A 20,395-nucleotide genomic window follows, 5' to 3' on the forward strand; every position below is an offset into this window, starting at 1 on the left:
TATGATTTTAGATTATTTTGATCATAATTTTATTGATGAGTTTGTTGCTAACTACAATAAATCTAGTTGGTTTTATAAAAAGAATATTTTTAATCCAGATATGTTATGCAACTGGTCCGAACTAAATTATACTATTTCTATATTGGACTCTTATAATGATGTTTTAATGTTAGGTGAAAGTGGTTTTGTTTCACCATATAATTTATTCAAAGATAAGAAAAAGAGAGCACAGGAAATTTCAAATGTCTTTAATAAATATATTTTTAATGGTTACACTTTTGTCCTAAATAGTGCGCACACGAAGCACGTCAAGCTTGCTAAGTTCTGTTCAAATTTGTCCCAATTTTTATGTACGAATACACAAGCTAATTTATATGCATCTTGGAAAAATTCACGTAGTCCTTTTGGGTCTCATTGGGATGAGCAAGATACCTTCATTATTCAATTAGAAGGATCGAAAAAATGGAAGATTTATGATTTTGCAGATCTAGACCCTGTAAATCATAAACATACAGTAAAGAAAAGTGAAAAATTACTTGCCGAATTTACTTTGCAAAAAGGAGATGTTTTATATGTTCCAATGGGGCAAATACATTCGGCTGAAACAGGAGATGATATTTCTCTACATGCAACTATTGGAATTCATAGGTATACCGCTTTAGATTTATTAGATTGGCTGAAAGATGATTTGTCTAAAATTCCTGAGTTTAGGAAAAGAATGCCAAATATAAATGATAAAAAACAAATGGAAGAATTTGTTTCAAACTTCTTTTCTAATTTATCTAAAGTTCAATGGAGTTCTAGTAAAATTCATAATGTTATGCATCATCTTAAATCTAATTTTAAATTCAATTCTCTTTTAAATTTACCCTACGTAGGAATTGAGTCAGTTGATGCAAATTTTGCGAATCAAACTTTTATATTAAATCATTTTATTACATATGAGAAAGAACATAAAAATGGATTAATTATTACTAATGGGCTAAAGAAATGGGTTGTGCCTAAAGAGATTTCACTTTCTTTTAATGAGTTGTTATTAGGAAAGCCAGTTCACTATTCTACTCTTTCTAGAGAGGGATATGAAAATGGTATGCAGATTGATTATATTAATAAAGTTTGTACAGATATGATTCATGCTGGAATTATCACTATTTATAATTAATTTTAATAATAGTTTCTTAATTTTTTGATTATTATAACCTCAAATTTTACTTTGTAACTATAAAAGGGCTAAGTGCCCTTTTATAGTTACAAAGCTTAATTTTTCAGCTTTATCCAGCAAACCAAATACTTTTATGATCACATAAAGTACTTAAGTTTTGAATTCTCTGGCTATCTTGTTCAAACCGACCAAAACCACCAGCTATATCTAATTCTTCACCTAAGGCAATTTTTTTACCTTTATAAGTTAAAGTTTGATTTTTAGTATCCCATTCTGCAGAACGGTCAGGGAAAACTATTAAAATGTCATTCACATATAGACATTCATTTTTGAGCTGTAACAGGCCTCTTAATCTTGCAGAGGCAAAAACGCCATTTGATTGATAACTAGGTATTTTCACGCGGCTATTTTCGACTCTCGTTACTTGTGGCTGACAAGCGACCAAAAGTATATTAATAGCGGAACAAATCAATTTTTTATAAATATCCAAGTTCACACCTATATGTGAGTTAAATACACTTTGATATTAATTGAGGAGGATCATCCCCAAACAATTAATTTGTTAGGGAAGTGTACCTCCGTCTTAATTCTTCCGTCTCGACCACCCTTGCTATCTTTGAATATTAGATTTTTCAAGGATACTTTTAGCTATATTTAGGATCGTAAAGATGCTTACCATCTTGTCCTTTGTTGAAAGAATGCAGCCCGTTAAATTTGATTAAAGATAATTATAAGAAGAGGTGGAAGGAATCTGACTTTTTTAGCTAACAATAGGCAATAAAAAACCACCTAATTCTTTAGAATTAAGTGGTTTTTAAATTTTGGAGCGGGAAACGAGACTCGAACTCGCGACCCCAACCTTGGCAAGGTTATGCTCTACCAACTGAGCTATTCCCGCAATGTGAGCACATTATAGAGTGTTTCATTAAAGAGTCAACACTCTTGTGATCTAATTGAACGTTTAATCAGCACGACGCCAAACTGTACCTTGACGTGTATCTTCAAGTACCACACCTTGGTCGAGTAGAGACTGACGAATACCGTCTGCTTTAGCAAAGTCCTTTGCCTTTTTCGCATCAACACGTTGTTGAATGAAATCTTCAATTTCAGCATCAGACAAAGCAAGCGCTTCTTGTCCAATATCTGATTTTAAGAAATCATCTACATTGTGTTGTACCAAACCTAAAATGTTGGTGAGGTGACGTAATGTCGAATAAAGCACAGTTGCTTGGTCAGCTTGCTCTTCTTTTACAGCACGGTTTAACTCTTTGTTGAGTTCAAACAATACAGCCATTGCTTCGGCAGTATTGAAATCATCACACATTGCGTTGTTAAAACGTTCAATAAAGCTTTGATCAAGCGTTTCAGTTGTCATTTGACCATACACTTGTTGGTAAGCTTTAAATGAATGATAGAAACGAGTTAATGAAGTTTTTGCTTCTTTGAGTGCCACATCAGAGAAGTTCACAGGGCTACGATAGTGTGAAGACACAATAAAGTAGCGGATCACTTCAGGGTGGAATTTCTCCATCACATCACGAATCGTAAAGAAGTTGCCTAAAGATTTAGACATCTTTTCGCCGTCAACGTTAATGAAGCCAACATGCATCCAGTAGTTTACATATTGCTCACCAGTCGAAGCTTCACTTTGTGCAATTTCATTTTCATGGTGTGGGAACATTAAATCTGAACCACCACCATGAATATCAAAGTGATTGCCTAAGCAGCAAGTCGACATTGCAGAACATTCAATGTGCCAACCCGGACGGCCATTACCCCAAGGAGATGCCCAAGATGGTTCATTTTCTTTGGCATGTTTCCAAAGTACAAAGTCAAAAGGGTGTTTCTTTTCAACTTCTACATCAACACGCTCACTTGCGCCAGCTTGCATATCATCAAGCTTACGACCAGAGAGGCGACCATATTTTTCAAATTTGGTGACTTCAAAATAAACATCGCCGTTTGAAGCAGGGTAAGCAGCGCCTTTATTCACCAGATTGCCAATCATATTTTGCATCTGGTCGATATATTCAGTTGCTTTAGGTGCTTCATCAGGAGCTAAACAGCCTAGGTTCGCAGCATCTTCATTCATTGCATCGATGAAACGAGTGGTGAGTTGTTGGATTGTTTCACCATTCTCATTCGCACGTTTGATGATTTTGTCGTCAATGTCGGTAATGTTGCGAATGTAGCGAACATTCCAGCCCTGACTACGTAAGAAACGAATAATGTAGTCAAATGCAACCATAACTCGAGCATGCCCGATATGACAGTAGTCGTAAACGGTCATACCGCAGACGTACATATCGATGTGACCTTCTTTGCGAGGTACAAATTCAACTTTTTTTCGTTGCTCAGAGTTATATAAAACAAACGGTTGCATAAGGGTTTTCAAACACTCAACAAAAACAGTGTTACATCATAACTGATGCATCATTTTTCACAAAGGTTTATGCAAGAATTTTATAAGCTTGTGAAATCTTATACATTTAAAAACGTGTAGATGATTGAGTTATGTTAGAATGCCCCCAAATCTTTTGATTAAAATCACCGATCTTCACAAGAGATCAGATCAATTATTTTGAGTCAAACTCGTATGCCCAATCCTACAGATTTCCAAAGCAGCGCATTAGCAACATTGCGTATTGAGCAACAAGCCTTAGACGTGTTAGCAACACAAATTGGTGACAGTTTTAACCGAGCTTGTGAAATATTGTTACAGTGTAAAGGTCGTGTTGTGATCACTGGCATGGGTAAGTCAGGGCATATTGGCCGTAAAATGGCTGCAACTTTCGCCTCCACTGGTACACCATCTTTCTTTATGCATCCGGGCGAAGCTGGGCATGGCGATTTGGGAATGCTGGTTCGTGGTGATGTTTTAATTGCGATTTCCAACTCTGGAAAAAGTGATGAAATCATGATGTTGATGCCTTTAATCAAACATCTTGGCGTTCCTCTTATTACCATTAGCCGTGATGATAAAGGCCCAATGCCGCAAAACGCAGACATTGCTTTAACTTTAGGTGAGTCTGACGAGGCATGTCCATTAGGTTTAGCGCCTACGTCGAGTACTACAGCAACTTTAGTATTGGGTGATGCGCTGGCTGTCGCTTTACTTGAAGCACGTGGTTTTACCGCAGATGATTTTGCCCGTTCGCATCCAGCAGGTGCGTTGGGTAAACGCTTACTTTTACATGTAAAACATCTGATGCATACAGGCGATGAACTGCCAAAAGTTTCACCAGATACACCAATGAATCAAGTGCTTTATGAAATTTCTAATAAACGTTTAGGCTTGACGACAATTGTAGATGAACAAGAACATTTGCTTGGTATTTTCACCGATGGTGACTTGCGCCGTTTAATTGATAAACAGCAAGGTTTCGATGTGAATTTGCCTGTTTCAGAAGTGATGACAAAAAAACCATCAACGATTTCTCAAGAAGCACGTGCGGTAGAAGCTCTACAACAGCTGAACCTGAAAAAAATTAGTCAGTTTGTGGTGGTAGATGACCAAAACAAAGTGATTGGTGTAATTAGTATGCATGACCTTATTCAGGCAGGGGTAAATTAATCAATGGCATCTTATGCATTGTTAGAACAAGCACGTCATTTACAGGCATTGGTTCTGGATGTTGATGGTATTTTGAGTGATGGCTTCGTAACCTTAACCAATAGTGGCGATGAAATTAAATCATTCGATATTCGTGATGGTTTAGGAATGAAGCTTGCACAGCAAGCCGGCATGAAAGTTATCATTATTACTGGCCGAAAAAGTAATATTGTTGAAAAACGTATGTCTGATTTAGGTGTGGACCTCGTTTTTCAAGGCCGTGAAGACAAAGGCTCAGCACTTCGTGAAGCATGTGCGCAGTTTAATATTTTGCCGTCTGATTGCTTGTATATGGGCGATGATTGGCCTGATTTATCTGCTTTTGCAATCGCAGGTATGAGTGTTACTGTGCCAAATGGTCATGAAGAAGTACGTCGCCGTGCGCATTTGGTTACGCAATCGATGGGTGGGCGTGGTGCTGTTCGTGAAGTCTGTGATATGTTGCTGATCGCAAAAGGCATTTACCAAGAACTTCTTGAAAAATATCTTGCAGTACCGCATTAATAATAAGATTACTTAAAAAGGTAGGCTATTCCTGCTCATGGATACCAGAGTTTTATCAATTGTTGCTGTAGTGGTTGCTGCTATAAGTGGTGGTTACTACTACTATAGTGGCAAGGCAAAAAAACTAGACATTGGTTCTGCGAAGAATATGACATATTCAGCGCAGGGCGTCCATTTGACTCAAACTGATGATCAAGGCAATTTGTATATTCGTGCTGAAGTTCGTCAGCTTGAACAGGATATGCAACAAAAAACATCAAAGTTGGATCAACTTAATGCCTCGATGTATAAAGATGGCAAAGTTGATGCAACATTCTTTGCAAAACAGGCAAATGGCTACGATGATAACCGTAAAGTTATTTTATCGGGTGATGTGGTCGCAACTAAACTGGCGCCACAAGGGAAGATTGAATTCCAAACTGATGAGTTAACTGGATATCCAAAAACCAGAGAAATTGAAACCGATCACCAAGTGGTTGTTCAATCTCCGCAAGCCGAGTTTGTCAGCAAAGGGTTAAAAGCTAATTTGAATAATGGTCAGTACGAATTTTTTAATATTCGAGGAAAGTATGCACCAAAGTCTTAATTTAAAACGTTCTTCAGCTTTCCTAAAACAAGCTGCGGTAATTACATTCGTTGCTTTATCATCTGCTTCGACTTTTGCTTTACCGTCTGACCGTAATCAACAAATTTCGTTAGTGGCAGACCGTGCAACTTATAATGAGAAAACGGGTTTAACGACTTATACGGGTAATGTCGTGATTGAGCAAGGGACGATGAAGCTTCAGGCTGACTCAATTGTTGCTACGCTAAACTCTAAACGTGAAATTCAAACGATTACTGCCAAAGGTAGACCATCTAAATTCCAACAGCAAATTAGTGCTGACAAGGGCGTTGCACGAGGCGAGGGTCAAACCATTGTTTATAATGCAGATACAGGCATTATTACTTTGACTGGTGGTGCATATCTATATCAAGATGGTTCAAGCATCCGTGGTAACTCATTGAAATATAGTATGAACAAAGGAGATGTTGAAGCTCAAGGTTCTTCATCAAACCGTGTTCAAATTATTATTCCGCCATCAACTTCAAAAAGTTTCCCAGGAGCGCGTGACTAATGCAACAAGCTCTTCAACCCCAAACTTTGTGTATTAAGCACTTAGCAAAAAACTATAGTAAACGTTGGGTCGTCAAAGACGTATCTTTTAGTATGCAAAGTGGACAGATTGTTGGTTTGCTTGGCCCTAACGGCGCAGGAAAAACAACAAGCTTCTATATGGTTGTTGGGCTAGTGCGTATGGACAAAGGTGAAATTCACCTTGATGATCTTGATATGTCTGATTTGGCAATGCATGAACGGGCACGTAAGGGAATCGGATATCTTCCGCAAGAAGCTTCTATTTTTAGAAAGCTGACAATTGCTGAAAATATTATGTCTATTTTAGAAACACGCAAAGACTTAAATAAGCAACAGCGCCAACAACGTCTTACTGAATTGTTGAATGACTTTAAAATCAGTCATATTAAAGATTCATTGGGAATGAGTGTGTCTGGTGGTGAACGTCGCCGTGCTGAAATTGCACGTGCATTGGCTGCTGATCCTAAGTTTATGTTACTTGATGAACCGTTTGCCGGTGTCGATCCAATTTCGGTAGGTGATATTAAAGATATTATCCAAACCTTAAAAGATCGTGGTATTGGTGTGCTCATCACAGACCATAACGTACGTGAAACTTTGGCAATCTGTGAACGTGCATATATTGTGAGCGAAGGCGCGGTAATTGCGGAAGGTACTCCACAAGAAATTTTGGATAATGAACAGGTACGTAAAGTCTACTTAGGTGACGATTTTACAGTTTAAATAAAAAAGTTAATCTGTTTGGCTAAAAAGAGGTCAGTACCTCTTTTTAGTTTTTTTATATTTATTTTTTAAAAACAATAAATTAGAATCTTTATTTAATGAAAAAGTAATGTGTGAATTATTCCTGCATTTATGCTTCTTTATGCAAAAAAATATGTAGAATGTAAAAGCTTTTAAACGATAACAAACAAGATCAACAAGACAAGCATGATTGGATATAACCAGAGAAGAGTAAAAAGGACATGTAAAAAGCCAGCTTTCCTGAAAGGGTTGATGCTTTTAACTTCACTGCATGTACCTATGGTGATATATGCCGCTAAACCAAGTGAGCAATATCACACATTAAAAGACAACTTATCACAACTTTTTGCCCCTAAAAGTAGTGATGAATTTAAAGTCGCTAAGATGCAAGAGTTGAGTAATTTTAGGCTAGATCGTTCTAGAGTGCAGGAGTTTCCGACTGTTCAACTCAATGATAGAGCAGCTTCATCTTATTCAAATTTGCCATCAAGGAAAATGACTCTGCAGGAAGCGGTGAAAATCGCTATCCAGCGTAACCCTGATATTTCCCAAGCCATTTCTACTTTAGCTGGCCAAAACGCCGGTATTGATGTTGCAAAGGCGGGTTATTACCCTCAAATTTCAGGTGGTATCACCACAGGTGACTTGAGTAGCGGTGAGCGTGGTCGGCAGTTATTAACTTTAAATGCAACTCAAATGCTCTATGATTTTGGTAAAGTCAAATCAGGTGTATCGGTTGAGAAAGCCAAACTTCAAGTCGAACAGGCGAATGTGTTGGTCAGCATTGACGATATTGCACTTGATGTTGCACAGTCGATTATCAACATTCAGCGCTATCTCCAATTAAATAAAATTGCCGAGCAGCAAATTGCGGGTATTCAGCGAATTCAGGAAATCGCTAATTTACGTGCAAATGCTGGTATTAGTAGCCAAGCTGACCCGATCCAAGCTCAGTCTTATTTACAAGCTGCACAGTCCGGTTTGATTGCACAGCAATCTTTATTACGTCAGTACCAACAACATTTAAGAACATTGTTGGGTGCTGATGTTTCGCGTACAGGTTGGATTATTTCAGATGATTTGGTGAAAGTATCTGATTTATATGGTGAACCTGAGTTTAATACCATTCCAAAAATGATCGCGGCACAAGCGGGCATTGAAGTGGCGAAAGCTCAAAAGGAACAGACCCGTTTAACACGTTATCCAACTTTGGCAGTGAAAGGCTCTTTGAGTCAGGCCATTAATGGAAAAAACCCAAACAATGATGAAGACGACGGTTTATATAGTTCCATCATGCTTGAGGCCACCAGTCAGTTTTATCAAGGTGGGGCAGTTTCTTCTCAGGTAAAAATGGCAAGTTATGCAGAAGAAGCCGCTAAATCTAAAGTGAACTCTGTGTATCTGGATGTGCTCGATCAGATCAGAACCAGCCGTGAACAAATTGAAAATAAACAACGTCAAATGCAGGTTTTAGCCAACCGCCAAGCGACAACAGTTCGTACACGCGAACTCTATCAAGAGCAGTACAAACTCGGTACCCGTTCATTGGTTGACTTATTGAATGCTGAACAAGCGATTCATAGCGCCAATTCGGAACTTGAAACTGCACGTTATGACATCTACAGCAGTATTGTTCAGTACATTGCAGCAACAGGACGTTCCCGCCAAGCTTATGACTTAAATAATATTTCAATTCAGGGGTTCGAAGTACAACCATGATGACAAAAATAAACTACCAGCCCTGGTTACAGGCGGTCTTAACGATTGCTAAACATTATAGAATTGAGCCTTCAGAAGAAAGAATTCGTTTACAACTTGACTGGAACCAAAATCAAAACCTTGATGATGTTTTGCAGTTAATGACCCGTCAAGTTGGTCTCAATTTACGTAAAGTACCTTTTTCATTAGATCTACTTAATCCATGGCGTTTACCGGTCATGGTTGAGTTTAATGATGGACAAGTTGGTGTAATTGATAAGGCCGATACTCAAGGAAATGTCAGTATCCAGTTTAGTGGAGATCACGGCCTTTCCCAAAATTTAAGCTTAGATGTCTTAAAAACAACAATTAAGAATGTCTACATCTTGCGTCCTGAAACGTCTATTCCCGATGCGCGTATTGACGAATATATCAAACCATACGAAGCAAGCTGGTTCTGGTCGATTGTTTTAAGAGACTGGAAACGCTACGTTGATATTATGTTTGCCTCACTGATTGCCAATGTCTTGGCACTGGCAACCATTATTTTCTCAATGCAAGTGTATGACCGTGTTGTACCATCTCAGTCTATCCCGACTCTATGGGTGCTGGCAGGTGGTGTGCTCATTGCAGCACTTTTTGAGTTTACCTTGCGTATATCACGCGTGTACTTATCCGATATTATTGGTAAGCGTGCTGACTTACGGGTGTCTGACCGTGTATTTGGTCATGCCTTACGTATCAAGAATAAAGACCGTTCAAAATCTACAGGTAGTTTTATTTCCCAGATTCGTGAACTCGAAGGTGTTCGTGAACTGGTGACCTCAACCACCATTAGTGCAATTGCCGATTTCCCATTCTTTTTCCTCTTCCTGATCATTTTTGCGATTATCGGTGGAAAACTGTTTTGGGTGATGTTGCTGGTTGTGCCACTTATGCTTTTACCGGGTATTCTGGCACAGAAGAAGCTAGCGCAACTCGCACAAGAGGGCATGAGAGAATCTTCAATCCGTAACGCCATTCTTGTTGAAGCGGTGCAGGGCATTGAAGACATTAAGCTATTACGTGCTGAGTCTCGCTTCCAAAACCAATGGAACCACATGAACGAAGTTTCAGCCGATATCGGGATGAGACAGCGTAAAATTGTCGGTACCTTAATGGCATGGACTCAAATGCTTCAGGGCTTAACCTATGCAATTGTGGTATTGGTAGGATGTTTTGCCGTGATGGACGGTGAAATGACCACAGGTGCGTTAGTGGCTTGTTCAATTTTATCTTCACGTATGTTGGCACCGATTGCCCAAATTACAGGGGTTTTAGGTCGTTTACAGCAAGCAAAAGTTGCCAAACAAAGCCTTGATGAACTCATGCAACGTCCGATCGATCAGGCTGACCGTTCGCATTTGGTACACAAAGCAGTTTTAAATGGCGATTACGAATTAAAAAATGTCTTATTCCAATATGGCGAAGAAGACCCGAAACCAAGTTTGGCAATCCGTCATTTAAAAATTCGTGCTGGTGAAAAAATTGCCATATTGGGGCGTAACGGTGCAGGTAAATCGACACTGCTCCAGCTTCTATCTGGTATGCAAGTTCCAACTCAAGGCGCAGTGCATTTAGATGGTCTCGATCTTTCATTAATTGATCCGTCTGATGTACGTCGTGATATGGGCTTACTTAACCAGAATGCGCATCTTTTCTACGGTACGATTCGTGAAAACCTCACTTTAGGCGCGCCGCTTGCAACGGATGAAGAGATTCTTCGAGCTTTAGTGGTGACGGGTGCATTACCTTTTGTTCAAGAGAAAAAAGAAGGGCTAGATCATCTGATTTTAGAAGGTGGTGTTGGTTTCTCTGGTGGTCAGAAACAAGCGTTGTTATTGGCTCGGCTATTGATTCGTCAACCTAACATTTTATTGTTAGACGAACCGACAGCAGCCATTGATGACGTGGCAGAGAAACAACTGATTGATCATTTAAAAGGTTGGCTGGCACATCGTACTTTGGTCGTTGCGACCCACCGCCGCGCTGTATTAGAACTTGTAGACCGTATTATTGTCGTGAATGAAGGCAAAATCGTGATGGACGGTCCAAGAGATCAGGTACTCAATCAATCAACAGCCCAACAAAAACAAGTGAGCCAAGGGGGTAATTCATGAGCGAACCACAACAAGAACAACAACTCACCCGTTCAATGAATGTCTCTTATAGTGAGCCACCCTTACCACGTGCGAGCTTAGTAATCTGGATTGTGGGCATTGGCTTAGTTATTTTCTTTATCTGGGCGTGGGTATTTAAGCTTGAAGAAGTTTCTACCGGTACAGGTAAAGTCATTCCATCATCTAAAGAGCAGGTCATCCAGTCTTTAGAAGGCGGTATTTTAACCAAGCTGAATGTACAAGAAGGCGATATTGTTCAAAAAGGCGAAATTCTTGCGCAGCTCGATCCAACCCGTTTTGCCTCTAATGTTGGTGAATCAAGATCTTTACTGATCTCTGCTCAAGCGACAGCAGCGCGTTTGCGTGCGGAAGTAAATGGCACACCTTTGGTTTTTCCTGAAATTGTGATGAAAGAACCAAAGTTAGTACAAGAAGAAACTGCATTATATCGCTCACGTCGAGCTGATCTTGAACAAACGCTTGCAGGTTTAAGACAGGCGTTACAACTTGTGCAACAAGAACTAGCAATGACAGAACCGCTGGTGGCTAAAGGTGCAGCTAGTGAGGTTGAGGTTTTACGTTTACGTCGTGAAGCAAACGACCTGCAAAACAAAATGAATGATGCGCAAAACCAGTACTATGTGAAAGCGCGTGAAGAGTTATCTAAAGCCAATACCGATAGCGAAACGCAACAACAAATCGTGCTCGGTCGTAGTGACAGTTTAGATCGTGCAGTGTTTAGAGCACCGGTACGTGGTGTTGTAAAAGAAATTGCAGTAACTACCCATGGTGGAGTTATTCCACAAAATGGTAAATTGATGACCATTGTACCGATTGATGAGCAATTGCTTATTGAAGCGCGTATTTTGCCACGTGACATTGCCTTTATTCGTCCAGGACAAGAAGCACTGGTTAAAATCACGGCCTATGACTACTCAATTTATGGTGGTTTAAAAGGTAAGGTTACGGTTATTTCACCAGATACCATTCGTGATGAAGTAAAACAGGACCAATTCTATTATCGTGTTTATATCCGCACTGATTCCGACAAGCTTTACAATAAAGAAGGTAAAGCGTTTGGTATTACACCGGGTATGGTGGCAACAGTAGATATTCGTACTGGTCAAAAAACAGTACTCGATTACTTACTTAAACCATTTAATAAAGCCAAAGAAGCGTTACGAGAAAGATAATAAAAAAAGCCCCGAGATTCGGGGCTTTTTTATAGGTTTGATTCTATTAAATTCACGTTATAATTTGATTTTTATTGTGCTTTATCTTATTTATGGCTTTTACGATTGCATCACAGATTACATTTGAAGAAGAAATTAAAAAAAGTAGATTTCAGGCGATTGCTGCGCCAGTAGAAAATGAACAGCAGGTTAAAGAATTTTTAGAATACAACAAGGATATCTCGACCACTCATCAATGTTGGGCGTGGAAAATTGGGCATAACGTACGCTTTAACGATGATGGTGAACCGTCAGGAACGGCAGGCCGTCCAATCTTGGCGACCATTGAAGGGAATGACCTGACGAATATTATTGTGATGGTTAACCGTTGGTATGGTGGAATAAAACTGGGGACAGGCGGCCTTGTGAGAGCATACGGTGGCTGTGCTGGACAATGTTTATTATTGGCTGAACGTATTGAACTCATTGCAAAGAAGACAATTCACTTTTCGTGTCATTTTAATGAATGGGCCATATTTCAATATGAGCTGACTCAACAACAGATTGAATATCAGGAAACCTACACGGCAACAGGTGTAGATATTGAAGCGAGACTACAAATACATCAAATTGAACCGCTTGCCTTAAAACTCAGAGACGTAACACGTGGTCGTGAAGAATTAAAAATTGAAGAGGAATTAACAGATGACTGATTCCTTACTGAAATATCGTGAGCAACATAAGCACCGCTTAAACTATATGCCGTGGTTATATTGGACTCTAAAACCTAAAAACCGTGCTTGGGCTGAAGAGTGGCAAAAGGAATATCAAGCTTATTTAATGGATATGGAAACAGTTGAGATTGGTGAAAATTGTTTTATTTCGCCGCTAGCACATATTTTTGCTGAACCAGGCCGCAAAATTATTATTGGGGATAATAGTTTTATTGCGGCTGATTGCACATTGCATGGACCGCTGGAAATCGGCAATGAAGTCGCGATTAACCATCATTGTATTTTAGATGGGGGACGAACGGGCATAAAGTTGCATGACCAAGTCCGTATTGCCGCGTATTGCCATTTATATGCATTTGACCATGGGATGCAACTCGACCGTCCACTTTACCAGCAGCCAGTTACGTCCAAAGGAATTGAAATTGAGCAAGACGTTTGGTTGGGTGCGCATGTGGGGATTAAAGACGGTATAAAAATCGGTAAACATGCTGTGGTCGGGATGAATAGTATGGTGACTAAAGATGTTGAGCCGTACCATATTGTCGGTGGGAACCCCGCAAAATTTATTCGTTTAAGAGAATAATGCAGTCTCAAGAATGTAATAAAATGTTTGATCTTTAAACAAAAAAGTTGATTTTTATACATAAACCTTAACATACCAATTTTTATCTATGTTAAGTTAAAGCTAAGTTTTAATAATAATCTCCAAGGCAATAGACCTGAAGAAGAGAGGCTAACATGAACCGTGTTATTGCGTGTATTGACTCATCACCGTGTATTAATGCTATTGCTGATGCAGCAGCATGGGTTGCTAAAGCGACCGGACGGGAACTTGTATTATTACAAATTCTGGACTATTACCCAGCCAGTTACCATCTTGGTGAAATTAGTGGGGTAATCGGCTTTGAAAGCAATGCAATGCTGCTAAAAGAGTTAGCTGAGCTAGAGCAAAAACAAAGTGAACTCGCGTTAGATTATAGTAATAATTTACTCCGCCATATTTCTGATCTTATTCAAGAAAAACACGGAATTACCAGTTCAAAAATTCAAGAAAAAGGTGATTTTTTAGAACAAAGTTTTAATCTCTTACATGAAAATGACATCGTTATTTTAGGTCGAGTCGGGGAAAGAGCAGCCGAGAAACACAAACCAATCGGTAGCAATGTTGAAAACTTCATCCGCGGTGCGAACTGTACTGTTTTGACCATTGGTGAAAACTTTAAAGTGCCAACACGATTTATCTTTGCTTATGAATATTCGCCAACTTGTCAAAAAATGATGCGCCGTATTGCCCAAAGTGACTTATTGCGAACACTGCAATGTCATTTGGTGTATGTAGGTGATCATCCAGAAATATTAAATGAACCAGAACATTATCTTAAACAAGCGGGTCTAGATGTAGTCACCGTTTACCGTTATGGTGATGTTGCACAAAATATTTTAGAGTACCAACAAGAACACGGTATTCAAATCATTGTGTTAGGGGCATTTAGTCATAGCAAAATTCATCAATTCTTCTTGGGAAGTATTGCGACAACCATATTCCGAAACGCGACTGTTCCATTACTTGTGGCTAAATGATGAGATTTGCATATAGTTATCCGCAAATCTTGTGGATAACTATATGGAAAAGCAACAGTAATAAAAGTAATTAATTGATTATAAATAATAAAATAAAAAAGATGATTTTTTAACCATTATTTCACAATTGCAATTGCGAAGCCATCATGACCTTTTGAGCCAACTGTTTGTAAGGCTGTACAAGACAATATTTGCGGATGATTTTCTAAGGCTTTAAACATTTCACGGATGCCTTCAATACTCGGTTTTTTATTGTCAGGATTTAAAATATCACCTGCTCGAATTACATTATCGAGTACGATAATCGTACCTGATCTTGAGAATTTCAGACTTAATTCTAAATATTCAGGATAACCCTGTTTATCTGCATCAATGAAAATAAAATCAAAAGGCTCGATAGATTGAGGATCAATCGCAGAAAGGATATCTGCAGCACGGCCAGCTCGAAGATCAACTTTTACAGGAAGATTGGCATGATCGATATTTTTTTGTGCCATTTCTGCATGAGTAGCACGGCCTTCTATTGTGAGTAAATAACCATCTTCAGGTAAGGCACGACCTAACCAGATGGTACTGTATGCAGCAAAGGTTCCGATTTCTAAAACTCGTTTGCATTTATTCATTTGAATAAGCATCTGCAAGAACATACCTTGGTTAGGAGCTACTGCAAGATGATTTGAAAAGCCGTGTTCGTCGGTATTCTTTAATGCATATTCGAGTCGCGGGTCTTCGGGAATTAAATGTGAATCGATATATTGGTCAATGTCTGTCCACATCTGCTGCATAATCAAATTTACCTATATGTTGATCGGGCTATTTTAAACGTTTATGCATAGAGTGCAAAAATCTTCGTTTCAAGAAATTTTGGTTGATTGGGAAATGTACAATAAAAAAACTCCTTTCAGTTGAAAGGAGTTTTTTTATTAGAAATTACACATCGAACTGTTTCGGGTGAGGTCAGGGCCCCAAGTACGATAGCCTTGAGTATCAATATGAATTTGCCCGGAACTATATAGACCAATACCCATATTTAAGCTTTGACCATGCTGAGCCCAGAACTGACAAAGTTTAAACTTGGTATTTTCGATAAATGCATAATCTTGAGCTTGTGGGAACTCAGGACCAATACGGAAATCGATTGCCGAGTTAAATAAATGTTTAGATGAGCTTGCGCCACCTGCACATTCATTTAAAGGTAAATCTCGGTAAACCGAAGTCACTTCAAAGTCGGTAAGAACTTTTGCTGCAACTAAATACTTAAATACGCGTAGGGTAGATAAAGAATTTCCCCATAATTCGCGATTAGGTACAGCATATTCAGAGCGGCCACATTTTTGCCAATCACGTGCTGAACGTAATAACTCAAAGCTTGGCACAATGCCTGCAACATTATTTCGGGTTAAGAATTTTTCATATTCACGAACACGTTGGTAATTTTCACCAGAACTTAACCAACTTCGATAAGATGCAGGCTCAACTTTAGGGGGAATTGGGCGCTCGATAATAACGCGCTCTTGTGGAATAAAGATTCGTTTACCACTTGGAGAGGTTTTGCCTGTTGTTGTGTGTTGGGGAGAGCTGACACAACCTACCATAACCGCTGGGATTATGCATAAGGGCACCAGACTCTGCAAAAACTTCCGCATAAGAAAAATTAAGCACTTATAAATATTGCGGGTATTTTAATGCAAAACAGTGCACAAATTACGAGGAATTTGCAATGAAATGTTTGAATAGGGTATAAAAAAAGATCAGCGATTGCTGATCTTTTTGAAATTACTTTTCAAGATATTGTAATTTATCAGGTTTGCCGTTCCATTCTTCACGGTCAGCTGGTTGATCGCCAATTTGAGTAATGTTAGGCCATTTTTGAGAAAGTTCAGCATTTAATTCAATAAATACTTCTTGACCTTCAGGTAGCTCATCTTCAGAGAAAATTGCATTTGCCGGGCACTCTGGTTCACATAATGCACAGTCAATACATTCATCCGGATTAATCACTAGGAAATTCGGACCTTCGTAAAAACAGTCTACAGGACAAACTTCTACGCAATCTTGGTATTTACATTTAATACAATTTTCAGTGACAACAAAGGTCATGGCGACAGCTACCTAAAAAATATGGTTTCATTTCGAATAGCTTATTTTAGGCAAAAAAGGGGTAAACAAACAATTGCTTTTATTGATATTCTTTATTCATGCATATGAAGATAAGTTAATACGTTGATAATCAAACAGATCTTCTATGGTGAATAGAGCGTAATCTATAAAATCAAAATTATAATATATTTTATAAAACAATAACTTAAAAAATATTTTATTTAATTATTTAGATGTCATTTAAGTCAAGGCATCTATTTTATTAAACGCCTTAACTTTTTATTTTTTCTTTTACAAATTTTGATTTACGGTTTTTTTCCTAAAAAAACTTAAATTTTTAGAGCTAAAGCTTACATAGTAAATGGATATCTTCAGGTTCGAGCTGCCAAAGTTGTTGATCTGGAGCACTTAACGGTTGCGCGCCATGTTTCATATAGAAGTCCACAGTGCGTCGACTTGGGGTTGCTGAAATATACAGTTGGTCTGCACCGAGTTGCTTGGCTGACTCTTTTGCGGCTTGCATAAGCTTAGCTCCAATGCCTTGACCTTGTTGGTTTGCATCGACATAGAAATAGTGGAGTAATTTTGCTTGGGGGTAATTCGCTATAAGTTGATTTGAGACTACGCTTACACCAACGAGCTTTTCAGAAGCATCAAATGCACCGACAAATATTGAACCTTGTGCAAAGAGTTGTTTGAGTTTAGGTGGGTCATTTTCTAAATGATATGAATCCCAATTTTGTACATCAAAAAAACAATCAACCAATTCTAGCTTTTGCTGTTTTTGTATGTAGTTTTGAGTGATTAATTCACGGCGGCTAATGTGCTGCCAAATAAGATCAATTTCTGAACTTTGCAAAGATCTTAAGATCATATAAATATTATTCTCCGATATGAATAAGCAGACCTAAGCCTGCTTATTCGGAAGTGCTTTATTAAGATTTGAGTGCAGCTTTTAACTCGTAGAGTTGTTCAAGTGCCTGACGAGGCGATAAGTTATCGACTTCAATTTGTTTAAGTAAATCTAGAGCAGGGGATGAAACTTCAATTTCGACAACTTTCTCTATGATTTGTGAACCAGAGTTTGCATCTGGTGGAGCAAACAAATCATTTTGAAAACTGGTTTGTAGATGTTGTTGCTGCTGTTTTTCTAAAATGCGTAAACGCTTCTGCGCTTCTTTAATAACATTGGCAGGAATACCCGCTAATTTTGCAACTTGTAAACCATGACTTTGACTTGCAGGGCCTTGTTGAACTTTATGCAATAAAATCAGATTGCCATTCAGTTCTTGCGCCGTGACATGATAGTTATCGATTCCTGCTTCACTACCAAGTTCGGTCAACTCAAAATAATGAGTCGCGAATAAACATAAACATTTTACGCGCTTTGTTAAATCGACCACACATGCCCATGCTAAAGATAAACCGTCATAGGTACTGGTTCCGCGGCCAACCTCATCCATTAATACCAACGACTGGTTGGTGGCATGATGCAGAATTTGCGAAGTTTCAGTCATCTCGACCATAAAGGTTGATTTGCCTGTAGATAAATCGTCGGCTGAACCAATACGTGTAAAAATTCGGTCAATTGGACCAAGTTTGACGGCTTTAGCCGGAACATAGCTACCGCAATAAGCAAGTAAACTGATTAATGCTGTTTGGCGCATGAAGGTTGATTTACCGCCCATGTTTGGACCGGTAATAATTGCCATGCGGTGCTGAGCATCAAGGAAAGTGTCATTTGGGGTAAATGGTGCTTTATTTAATGCTTCAACGACAGGATGACGACCTGCCTGAATTTTAATGCCCGTTTCCGGAGTAAATTCAGGGCGCGCCCAATTGTTTAAACGTGCTTGATGAGCAAAGTTTGCAATGACATCAATTTGAGCAATTGCTGAACTCATCATTTGTAGATGAGCGATATTTTCGCGAAGGTTTTCAAGCAAAGCTTCGAATAATGCTTTTTCACGTGACAGCGCACGTGACTCGCTCGACAGGACTTTATCTTCAAAACTCTTTAGCTCAGGGGTAATGTAGCGTTCAGCATTCTTTAAAGTCTGACGACGAATATAGTCGGCTGGCGCTTGTTCTGCTTGAGCACGAGTTAGTTCGATGTAGTAACCGCTTACACGGTTATAGCCGATTTTAAGAGTATTAATCCCTGTACGTTCACGCTCTTTAATTTCTAGATCAATTAAGAATTGACCTGCATGATCACGAATTTGGCGTAATTCATCAAGCTCAGCATCATATCCTTCTGCAATTACATTGCCATCACGAAGTAATACCGGTGGGTTTTCAACAATTGCTGCCATTAAATGTTGATGAAGCGCTTTGAAATCTCCAAGTTCTTCATCTAGTTGAAATAATAATTTAGATTTCTTCGCTTGAATGACTGGAGTTAACGCTGTTTTTAAAGCTGGAATTTGTGCGCATGCATGACGAAGTTGCACCAAATCACGTGGCCGTGCACTGCCTAGCGCAACGCGGCTAAGCACACGTTCAATATCACCAATTTCTTTAAGCACTAACCGAACTGGGTTTTCGTGATATCCCTGAATGAGTTGCTCAATCGCATCTAAACGAGCATCAAGCAATGCAGTATCACGCACAGGTTGCATGAGTGTGCGGCTTAATAGACGGCCACCCATTGCAGTTTGGCAATCATTTACCAGTTGAAATAATGATGTTCCGTGTTCAAATAATGGTTCAATAATTTCTAAGTTGCGACGTGTAATTGGGTCGAGCGCAATAAAGTCGGTACTTTGTTCAAGTTGGATTGAACGAATATGCGGTAATGCAGTTTTTTGGGTTTCTTTTGCATAGTGAATAAGTGCAGCGGCAGCAGCTTTGGCTAAAGGTAATGGGTCTAAACCAAAACCTGAAAGGGTTGATACCGTAAACTGGTCACATAAGGTTTTTTGTGCATTATTTAGATTGAAGTCTACATTTGGACGTTTAGTAACAGGGCAATCTAAATGCTTTTTAATTTGTTCGATAATATTGGTGTCGACCAAATCTTCATCAATCAAGATCTCACTTGGCATTAAACGCGCAAGTTCAATAGGTAATTGTTCTGGCTTGTAATCTTGTTGTTGAACTTTAAAAATGCCTGCACTTAAGTCGAGTAAAGCAAAACCGATCTGGTTTTGATGAATGCACAATGAAACGAGATTAGATGATTGATAACTGCTGAGTAATGCATCATCAGTTAATGTACCCGGGGTCAGAATACGAACAACTTTACGTTCAACAGGGCCTTTGCCTGTTACTTCTCCAACTTGTTCGCAAATAGCTACCGTGCGCCCAGCTTTAACAAGACGCGCCAAATAACCTTCTGCCGAATGATAGGGAACACCTGCCATTGGAATAGGTCGGCCACTGGCTTTGCCACGATGGGTTAAGGTAATGCCTAAAAGTTTGGCTGCTAAATGAGCATCTTCAAAGAAGAGTTCATAAAAGTCACCCATACGGTAGAACAGCAACGCATGTTGATAGTCCGTTTTAACTTTGAGATATTGCTGCATCATAGGTGTGTGAGAAGATAAGTCAGCCATGATTTCAGCGCTATTCATGCGTATTAAACCCTTAAAAAATCAATAATATTTTACGTTTGGTCATCTAACCAATTTCAAGTCTTTTAAAAATGAATGTCATTCAAGAAAAGAACACAACTGGATGAACTTTGAAAATTGGCATCCATAGTATAAAGCGAATTGGAGTCACTCCAGATGTGTAATGGTAACAAATTTGAGTTATTGAAAAAAAGAGTAGTGGAACCCTGAAGCAT

19 protein-coding genes and 1 tRNA gene are annotated in these 20,395 nt (G+C 38.9%); 12 read left to right on the forward strand and 8 right to left on the reverse strand.

The annotated features are described in order from the left end of the window. Window position 1 precedes the first annotated feature (1 nt). Complete coding sequence (locus tag JGE69_RS02455; RefSeq protein WP_199112157.1) at window positions 2-1,162, forward strand: JmjC domain-containing protein; 1,161 nt, start codon at window positions 2-4, stop codon at window positions 1,160-1,162. 109 nt (window positions 1,163-1,271) lie between these two features. Here JGE69_RS02455 and JGE69_RS02460 read toward each other — a convergent pair whose 3' ends face one another. From JGE69_RS02460 to cysS, 3 genes are all read right to left on the reverse strand, one after another. Then, entirely contained in the window at window positions 1,272-1,652 is a 381-nt protein-coding gene (locus tag JGE69_RS02460; protein WP_174724158.1) for a hypothetical protein, read from the reverse strand. Between the two features lie 332 nt (window positions 1,653-1,984). Beyond that, window positions 1,985-2,060, reverse strand: a tRNA-Gly gene (locus tag JGE69_RS02465). Between the two features lie 63 nt (window positions 2,061-2,123). Then, complete coding sequence (gene cysS, locus JGE69_RS02470; protein WP_199112159.1) at window positions 2,124-3,545, reverse strand: cysteine--tRNA ligase; 1,422 nt, start codon at window positions 3,543-3,545, stop codon at window positions 2,124-2,126. Between the two features lie 213 nt (window positions 3,546-3,758). Between cysS and JGE69_RS02475 the strand changes: the two genes are divergently transcribed. The 11 genes from JGE69_RS02475 to JGE69_RS02525 all read left to right on the forward strand — a co-directional run bounded on the left by JGE69_RS02475 (window position 3,759) and on the right by JGE69_RS02525 (window position 14,505). Beyond that, window positions 3,759-4,736 (forward strand): KpsF/GutQ family sugar-phosphate isomerase, encoded by a 978-nt coding sequence (locus JGE69_RS02475; RefSeq protein ID WP_002122342.1) that lies wholly within the window; start codon window positions 3,759-3,761, stop codon window positions 4,734-4,736. Window positions 4,737-4,739: 3 nt separating this feature from the next. Beyond that, the gene (locus JGE69_RS02480) at window positions 4,740-5,279 is read left to right on the forward strand and encodes a KdsC family phosphatase (RefSeq protein ID WP_002122322.1); all 540 of its coding nucleotides are present in this window, start codon (window positions 4,740-4,742) and stop codon (window positions 5,277-5,279) included. Between the two features lie 37 nt (window positions 5,280-5,316). Beyond that, window positions 5,317-5,865 carry an LPS export ABC transporter periplasmic protein LptC gene (lptC, locus tag JGE69_RS02485; RefSeq protein WP_005070181.1) on the forward strand — a complete coding sequence of 183 codons (549 nt, stop codon included), beginning with the start codon at window positions 5,317-5,319 and terminating at the stop codon, window positions 5,863-5,865. Beyond that, window positions 5,849-6,397 (forward strand): lipopolysaccharide transport periplasmic protein LptA, encoded by a 549-nt coding sequence (lptA, locus tag JGE69_RS02490; RefSeq protein ID WP_002122334.1) that lies wholly within the window; start codon window positions 5,849-5,851, stop codon window positions 6,395-6,397. The genes lptC and lptA overlap by 17 nt, the downstream gene beginning before the upstream one ends. Further along, a complete protein-coding gene (lptB, locus tag JGE69_RS02495) occupies window positions 6,397-7,140 on the forward strand; it encodes an LPS export ABC transporter ATP-binding protein (protein WP_002122331.1) in 744 nt (247 codons plus the stop codon). The genes lptA and lptB overlap by 1 nt, the downstream gene beginning before the upstream one ends. Before the next feature lie 273 nt (window positions 7,141-7,413). Continuing rightward, a complete protein-coding gene (locus JGE69_RS18180; protein WP_199112160.1) occupies window positions 7,414-8,880 on the forward strand; it encodes a TolC family protein in 1,467 nt (488 codons plus the stop codon). Continuing rightward, window positions 8,877-11,018 (forward strand): type I secretion system permease/ATPase, encoded by a 2,142-nt coding sequence (locus tag JGE69_RS02505; protein ID WP_032070621.1) that lies wholly within the window; start codon window positions 8,877-8,879, stop codon window positions 11,016-11,018. Before JGE69_RS18180 ends, JGE69_RS02505 begins: the two co-directional genes overlap by 4 nt. Next, window positions 11,015-12,211 carry an HlyD family efflux transporter periplasmic adaptor subunit gene (locus tag JGE69_RS02510; protein WP_032042581.1) on the forward strand — a complete coding sequence of 399 codons (1,197 nt, stop codon included), beginning with the start codon at window positions 11,015-11,017 and terminating at the stop codon, window positions 12,209-12,211. Before JGE69_RS02505 ends, JGE69_RS02510 begins: the two co-directional genes overlap by 4 nt. 92 nt (window positions 12,212-12,303) lie before the next feature. Then, window positions 12,304-12,903: an IMPACT family protein gene (locus JGE69_RS02515; protein WP_032038417.1), complete on the forward strand. Its 600-nt coding sequence runs from the start codon at window positions 12,304-12,306 to the stop codon at window positions 12,901-12,903. Next, window positions 12,896-13,507 carry a chloramphenicol acetyltransferase CAT gene (locus tag JGE69_RS02520; protein ID WP_002115833.1) on the forward strand — a complete coding sequence of 204 codons (612 nt, stop codon included), beginning with the start codon at window positions 12,896-12,898 and terminating at the stop codon, window positions 13,505-13,507. Before JGE69_RS02515 ends, JGE69_RS02520 begins: the two co-directional genes overlap by 8 nt. Before the next feature lie 155 nt (window positions 13,508-13,662). Next, entirely contained in the window at window positions 13,663-14,505 is an 843-nt protein-coding gene (locus tag JGE69_RS02525) for a universal stress protein (RefSeq protein ID WP_002115820.1), read from the forward strand. Window positions 14,506-14,621: 116 nt separating this feature from the next. On the opposite strand, the gene JGE69_RS02530 is transcribed toward JGE69_RS02525, so the two are convergent. The 5 genes from JGE69_RS02530 to mutS all read right to left on the reverse strand — a co-directional run bounded on the left by JGE69_RS02530 (window position 14,622) and on the right by mutS (window position 20,180). After that, a complete protein-coding gene (locus JGE69_RS02530; RefSeq protein ID WP_002115787.1) occupies window positions 14,622-15,290 on the reverse strand; it encodes an O-methyltransferase in 669 nt (222 codons plus the stop codon). A 138-nt stretch (window positions 15,291-15,428) separates the two neighbouring features. After that, a complete protein-coding gene (locus JGE69_RS02535; protein ID WP_005802595.1) occupies window positions 15,429-16,151 on the reverse strand; it encodes a D-Ala-D-Ala carboxypeptidase family metallohydrolase in 723 nt (240 codons plus the stop codon). A 130-nt stretch (window positions 16,152-16,281) separates the two neighbouring features. Further along, the gene (gene fdxA, locus JGE69_RS02540; protein ID WP_002051033.1) at window positions 16,282-16,605 is read right to left on the reverse strand and encodes a ferredoxin FdxA; all 324 of its coding nucleotides are present in this window, start codon (window positions 16,603-16,605) and stop codon (window positions 16,282-16,284) included. Between the two features lie 343 nt (window positions 16,606-16,948). Beyond that, a complete protein-coding gene (locus JGE69_RS02545) occupies window positions 16,949-17,479 on the reverse strand; it encodes a GNAT family N-acetyltransferase (protein WP_199112161.1) in 531 nt (176 codons plus the stop codon). Between the two features lie 61 nt (window positions 17,480-17,540). Continuing rightward, window positions 17,541-20,180: a DNA mismatch repair protein MutS gene (gene mutS, locus JGE69_RS02550; RefSeq protein WP_199112162.1), complete on the reverse strand. Its 2,640-nt coding sequence runs from the start codon at window positions 20,178-20,180 to the stop codon at window positions 17,541-17,543. Between the last annotated feature and the right edge of the window lie 215 nt (window positions 20,181-20,395).

Origin of the sequence: Acinetobacter sp. C13 (assembly GCF_016809775.1) — a bacterium.
GTDB lineage: Bacteria > Pseudomonadota > Gammaproteobacteria > Pseudomonadales > Moraxellaceae > Acinetobacter > Acinetobacter pittii.

What these genes read in the sequence shown, in the direction of transcription:
- mutS (WP_199112162.1), bottom strand. Translation starts at nt 20,180, where the DNA reads ATGAATAGCGCTGAAATCATGGCTGACTTATCTTCTCACACACCTATG.
- JGE69_RS02480 (WP_002122322.1), top strand. Translation starts at nt 4,740, where the DNA reads ATGGCATCTTATGCATTGTTAGAACAAGCACGTCATTTACAGGCATTG.
- JGE69_RS02530 (WP_002115787.1), bottom strand. Translation starts at nt 15,290, where the DNA reads ATGCAGCAGATGTGGACAGACATTGACCAATATATCGATTCACATTTA.
- JGE69_RS02455 (WP_199112157.1), top strand. Translation starts at nt 2, where the DNA reads ATGATTTTAGATTATTTTGATCATAATTTTATTGATGAGTTTGTTGCT.
- JGE69_RS18180 (WP_199112160.1), top strand. Translation starts at nt 7,414, where the DNA reads ATGCTTTTAACTTCACTGCATGTACCTATGGTGATATATGCCGCTAAA.
- JGE69_RS02520 (WP_002115833.1), top strand. Translation starts at nt 12,896, where the DNA reads ATGACTGATTCCTTACTGAAATATCGTGAGCAACATAAGCACCGCTTA.
- JGE69_RS02505 (WP_032070621.1), top strand. Translation starts at nt 8,877, where the DNA reads ATGATGACAAAAATAAACTACCAGCCCTGGTTACAGGCGGTCTTAACG.
- cysS (WP_199112159.1), bottom strand. Translation starts at nt 3,545, where the DNA reads ATGCAACCGTTTGTTTTATATAACTCTGAGCAACGAAAAAAAGTTGAA.
- JGE69_RS02510 (WP_032042581.1), top strand. Translation starts at nt 11,015, where the DNA reads ATGAGCGAACCACAACAAGAACAACAACTCACCCGTTCAATGAATGTC.
- JGE69_RS02515 (WP_032038417.1), top strand. Translation starts at nt 12,304, where the DNA reads ATGGCTTTTACGATTGCATCACAGATTACATTTGAAGAAGAAATTAAA.
- JGE69_RS02525 (WP_002115820.1), top strand. Translation starts at nt 13,663, where the DNA reads ATGAACCGTGTTATTGCGTGTATTGACTCATCACCGTGTATTAATGCT.
- lptB (WP_002122331.1), top strand. Translation starts at nt 6,397, where the DNA reads ATGCAACAAGCTCTTCAACCCCAAACTTTGTGTATTAAGCACTTAGCA.
- JGE69_RS02535 (WP_005802595.1), bottom strand. Translation starts at nt 16,151, where the DNA reads ATGCGGAAGTTTTTGCAGAGTCTGGTGCCCTTATGCATAATCCCAGCG.
- lptC (WP_005070181.1), top strand. Translation starts at nt 5,317, where the DNA reads ATGGATACCAGAGTTTTATCAATTGTTGCTGTAGTGGTTGCTGCTATA.
- JGE69_RS02475 (WP_002122342.1), top strand. Translation starts at nt 3,759, where the DNA reads ATGCCCAATCCTACAGATTTCCAAAGCAGCGCATTAGCAACATTGCGT.
- JGE69_RS02545 (WP_199112161.1), bottom strand. Translation starts at nt 17,479, where the DNA reads ATGATCTTAAGATCTTTGCAAAGTTCAGAAATTGATCTTATTTGGCAG.
- lptA (WP_002122334.1), top strand. Translation starts at nt 5,849, where the DNA reads ATGCACCAAAGTCTTAATTTAAAACGTTCTTCAGCTTTCCTAAAACAA.
- fdxA (WP_002051033.1), bottom strand. Translation starts at nt 16,605, where the DNA reads ATGACCTTTGTTGTCACTGAAAATTGTATTAAATGTAAATACCAAGAT.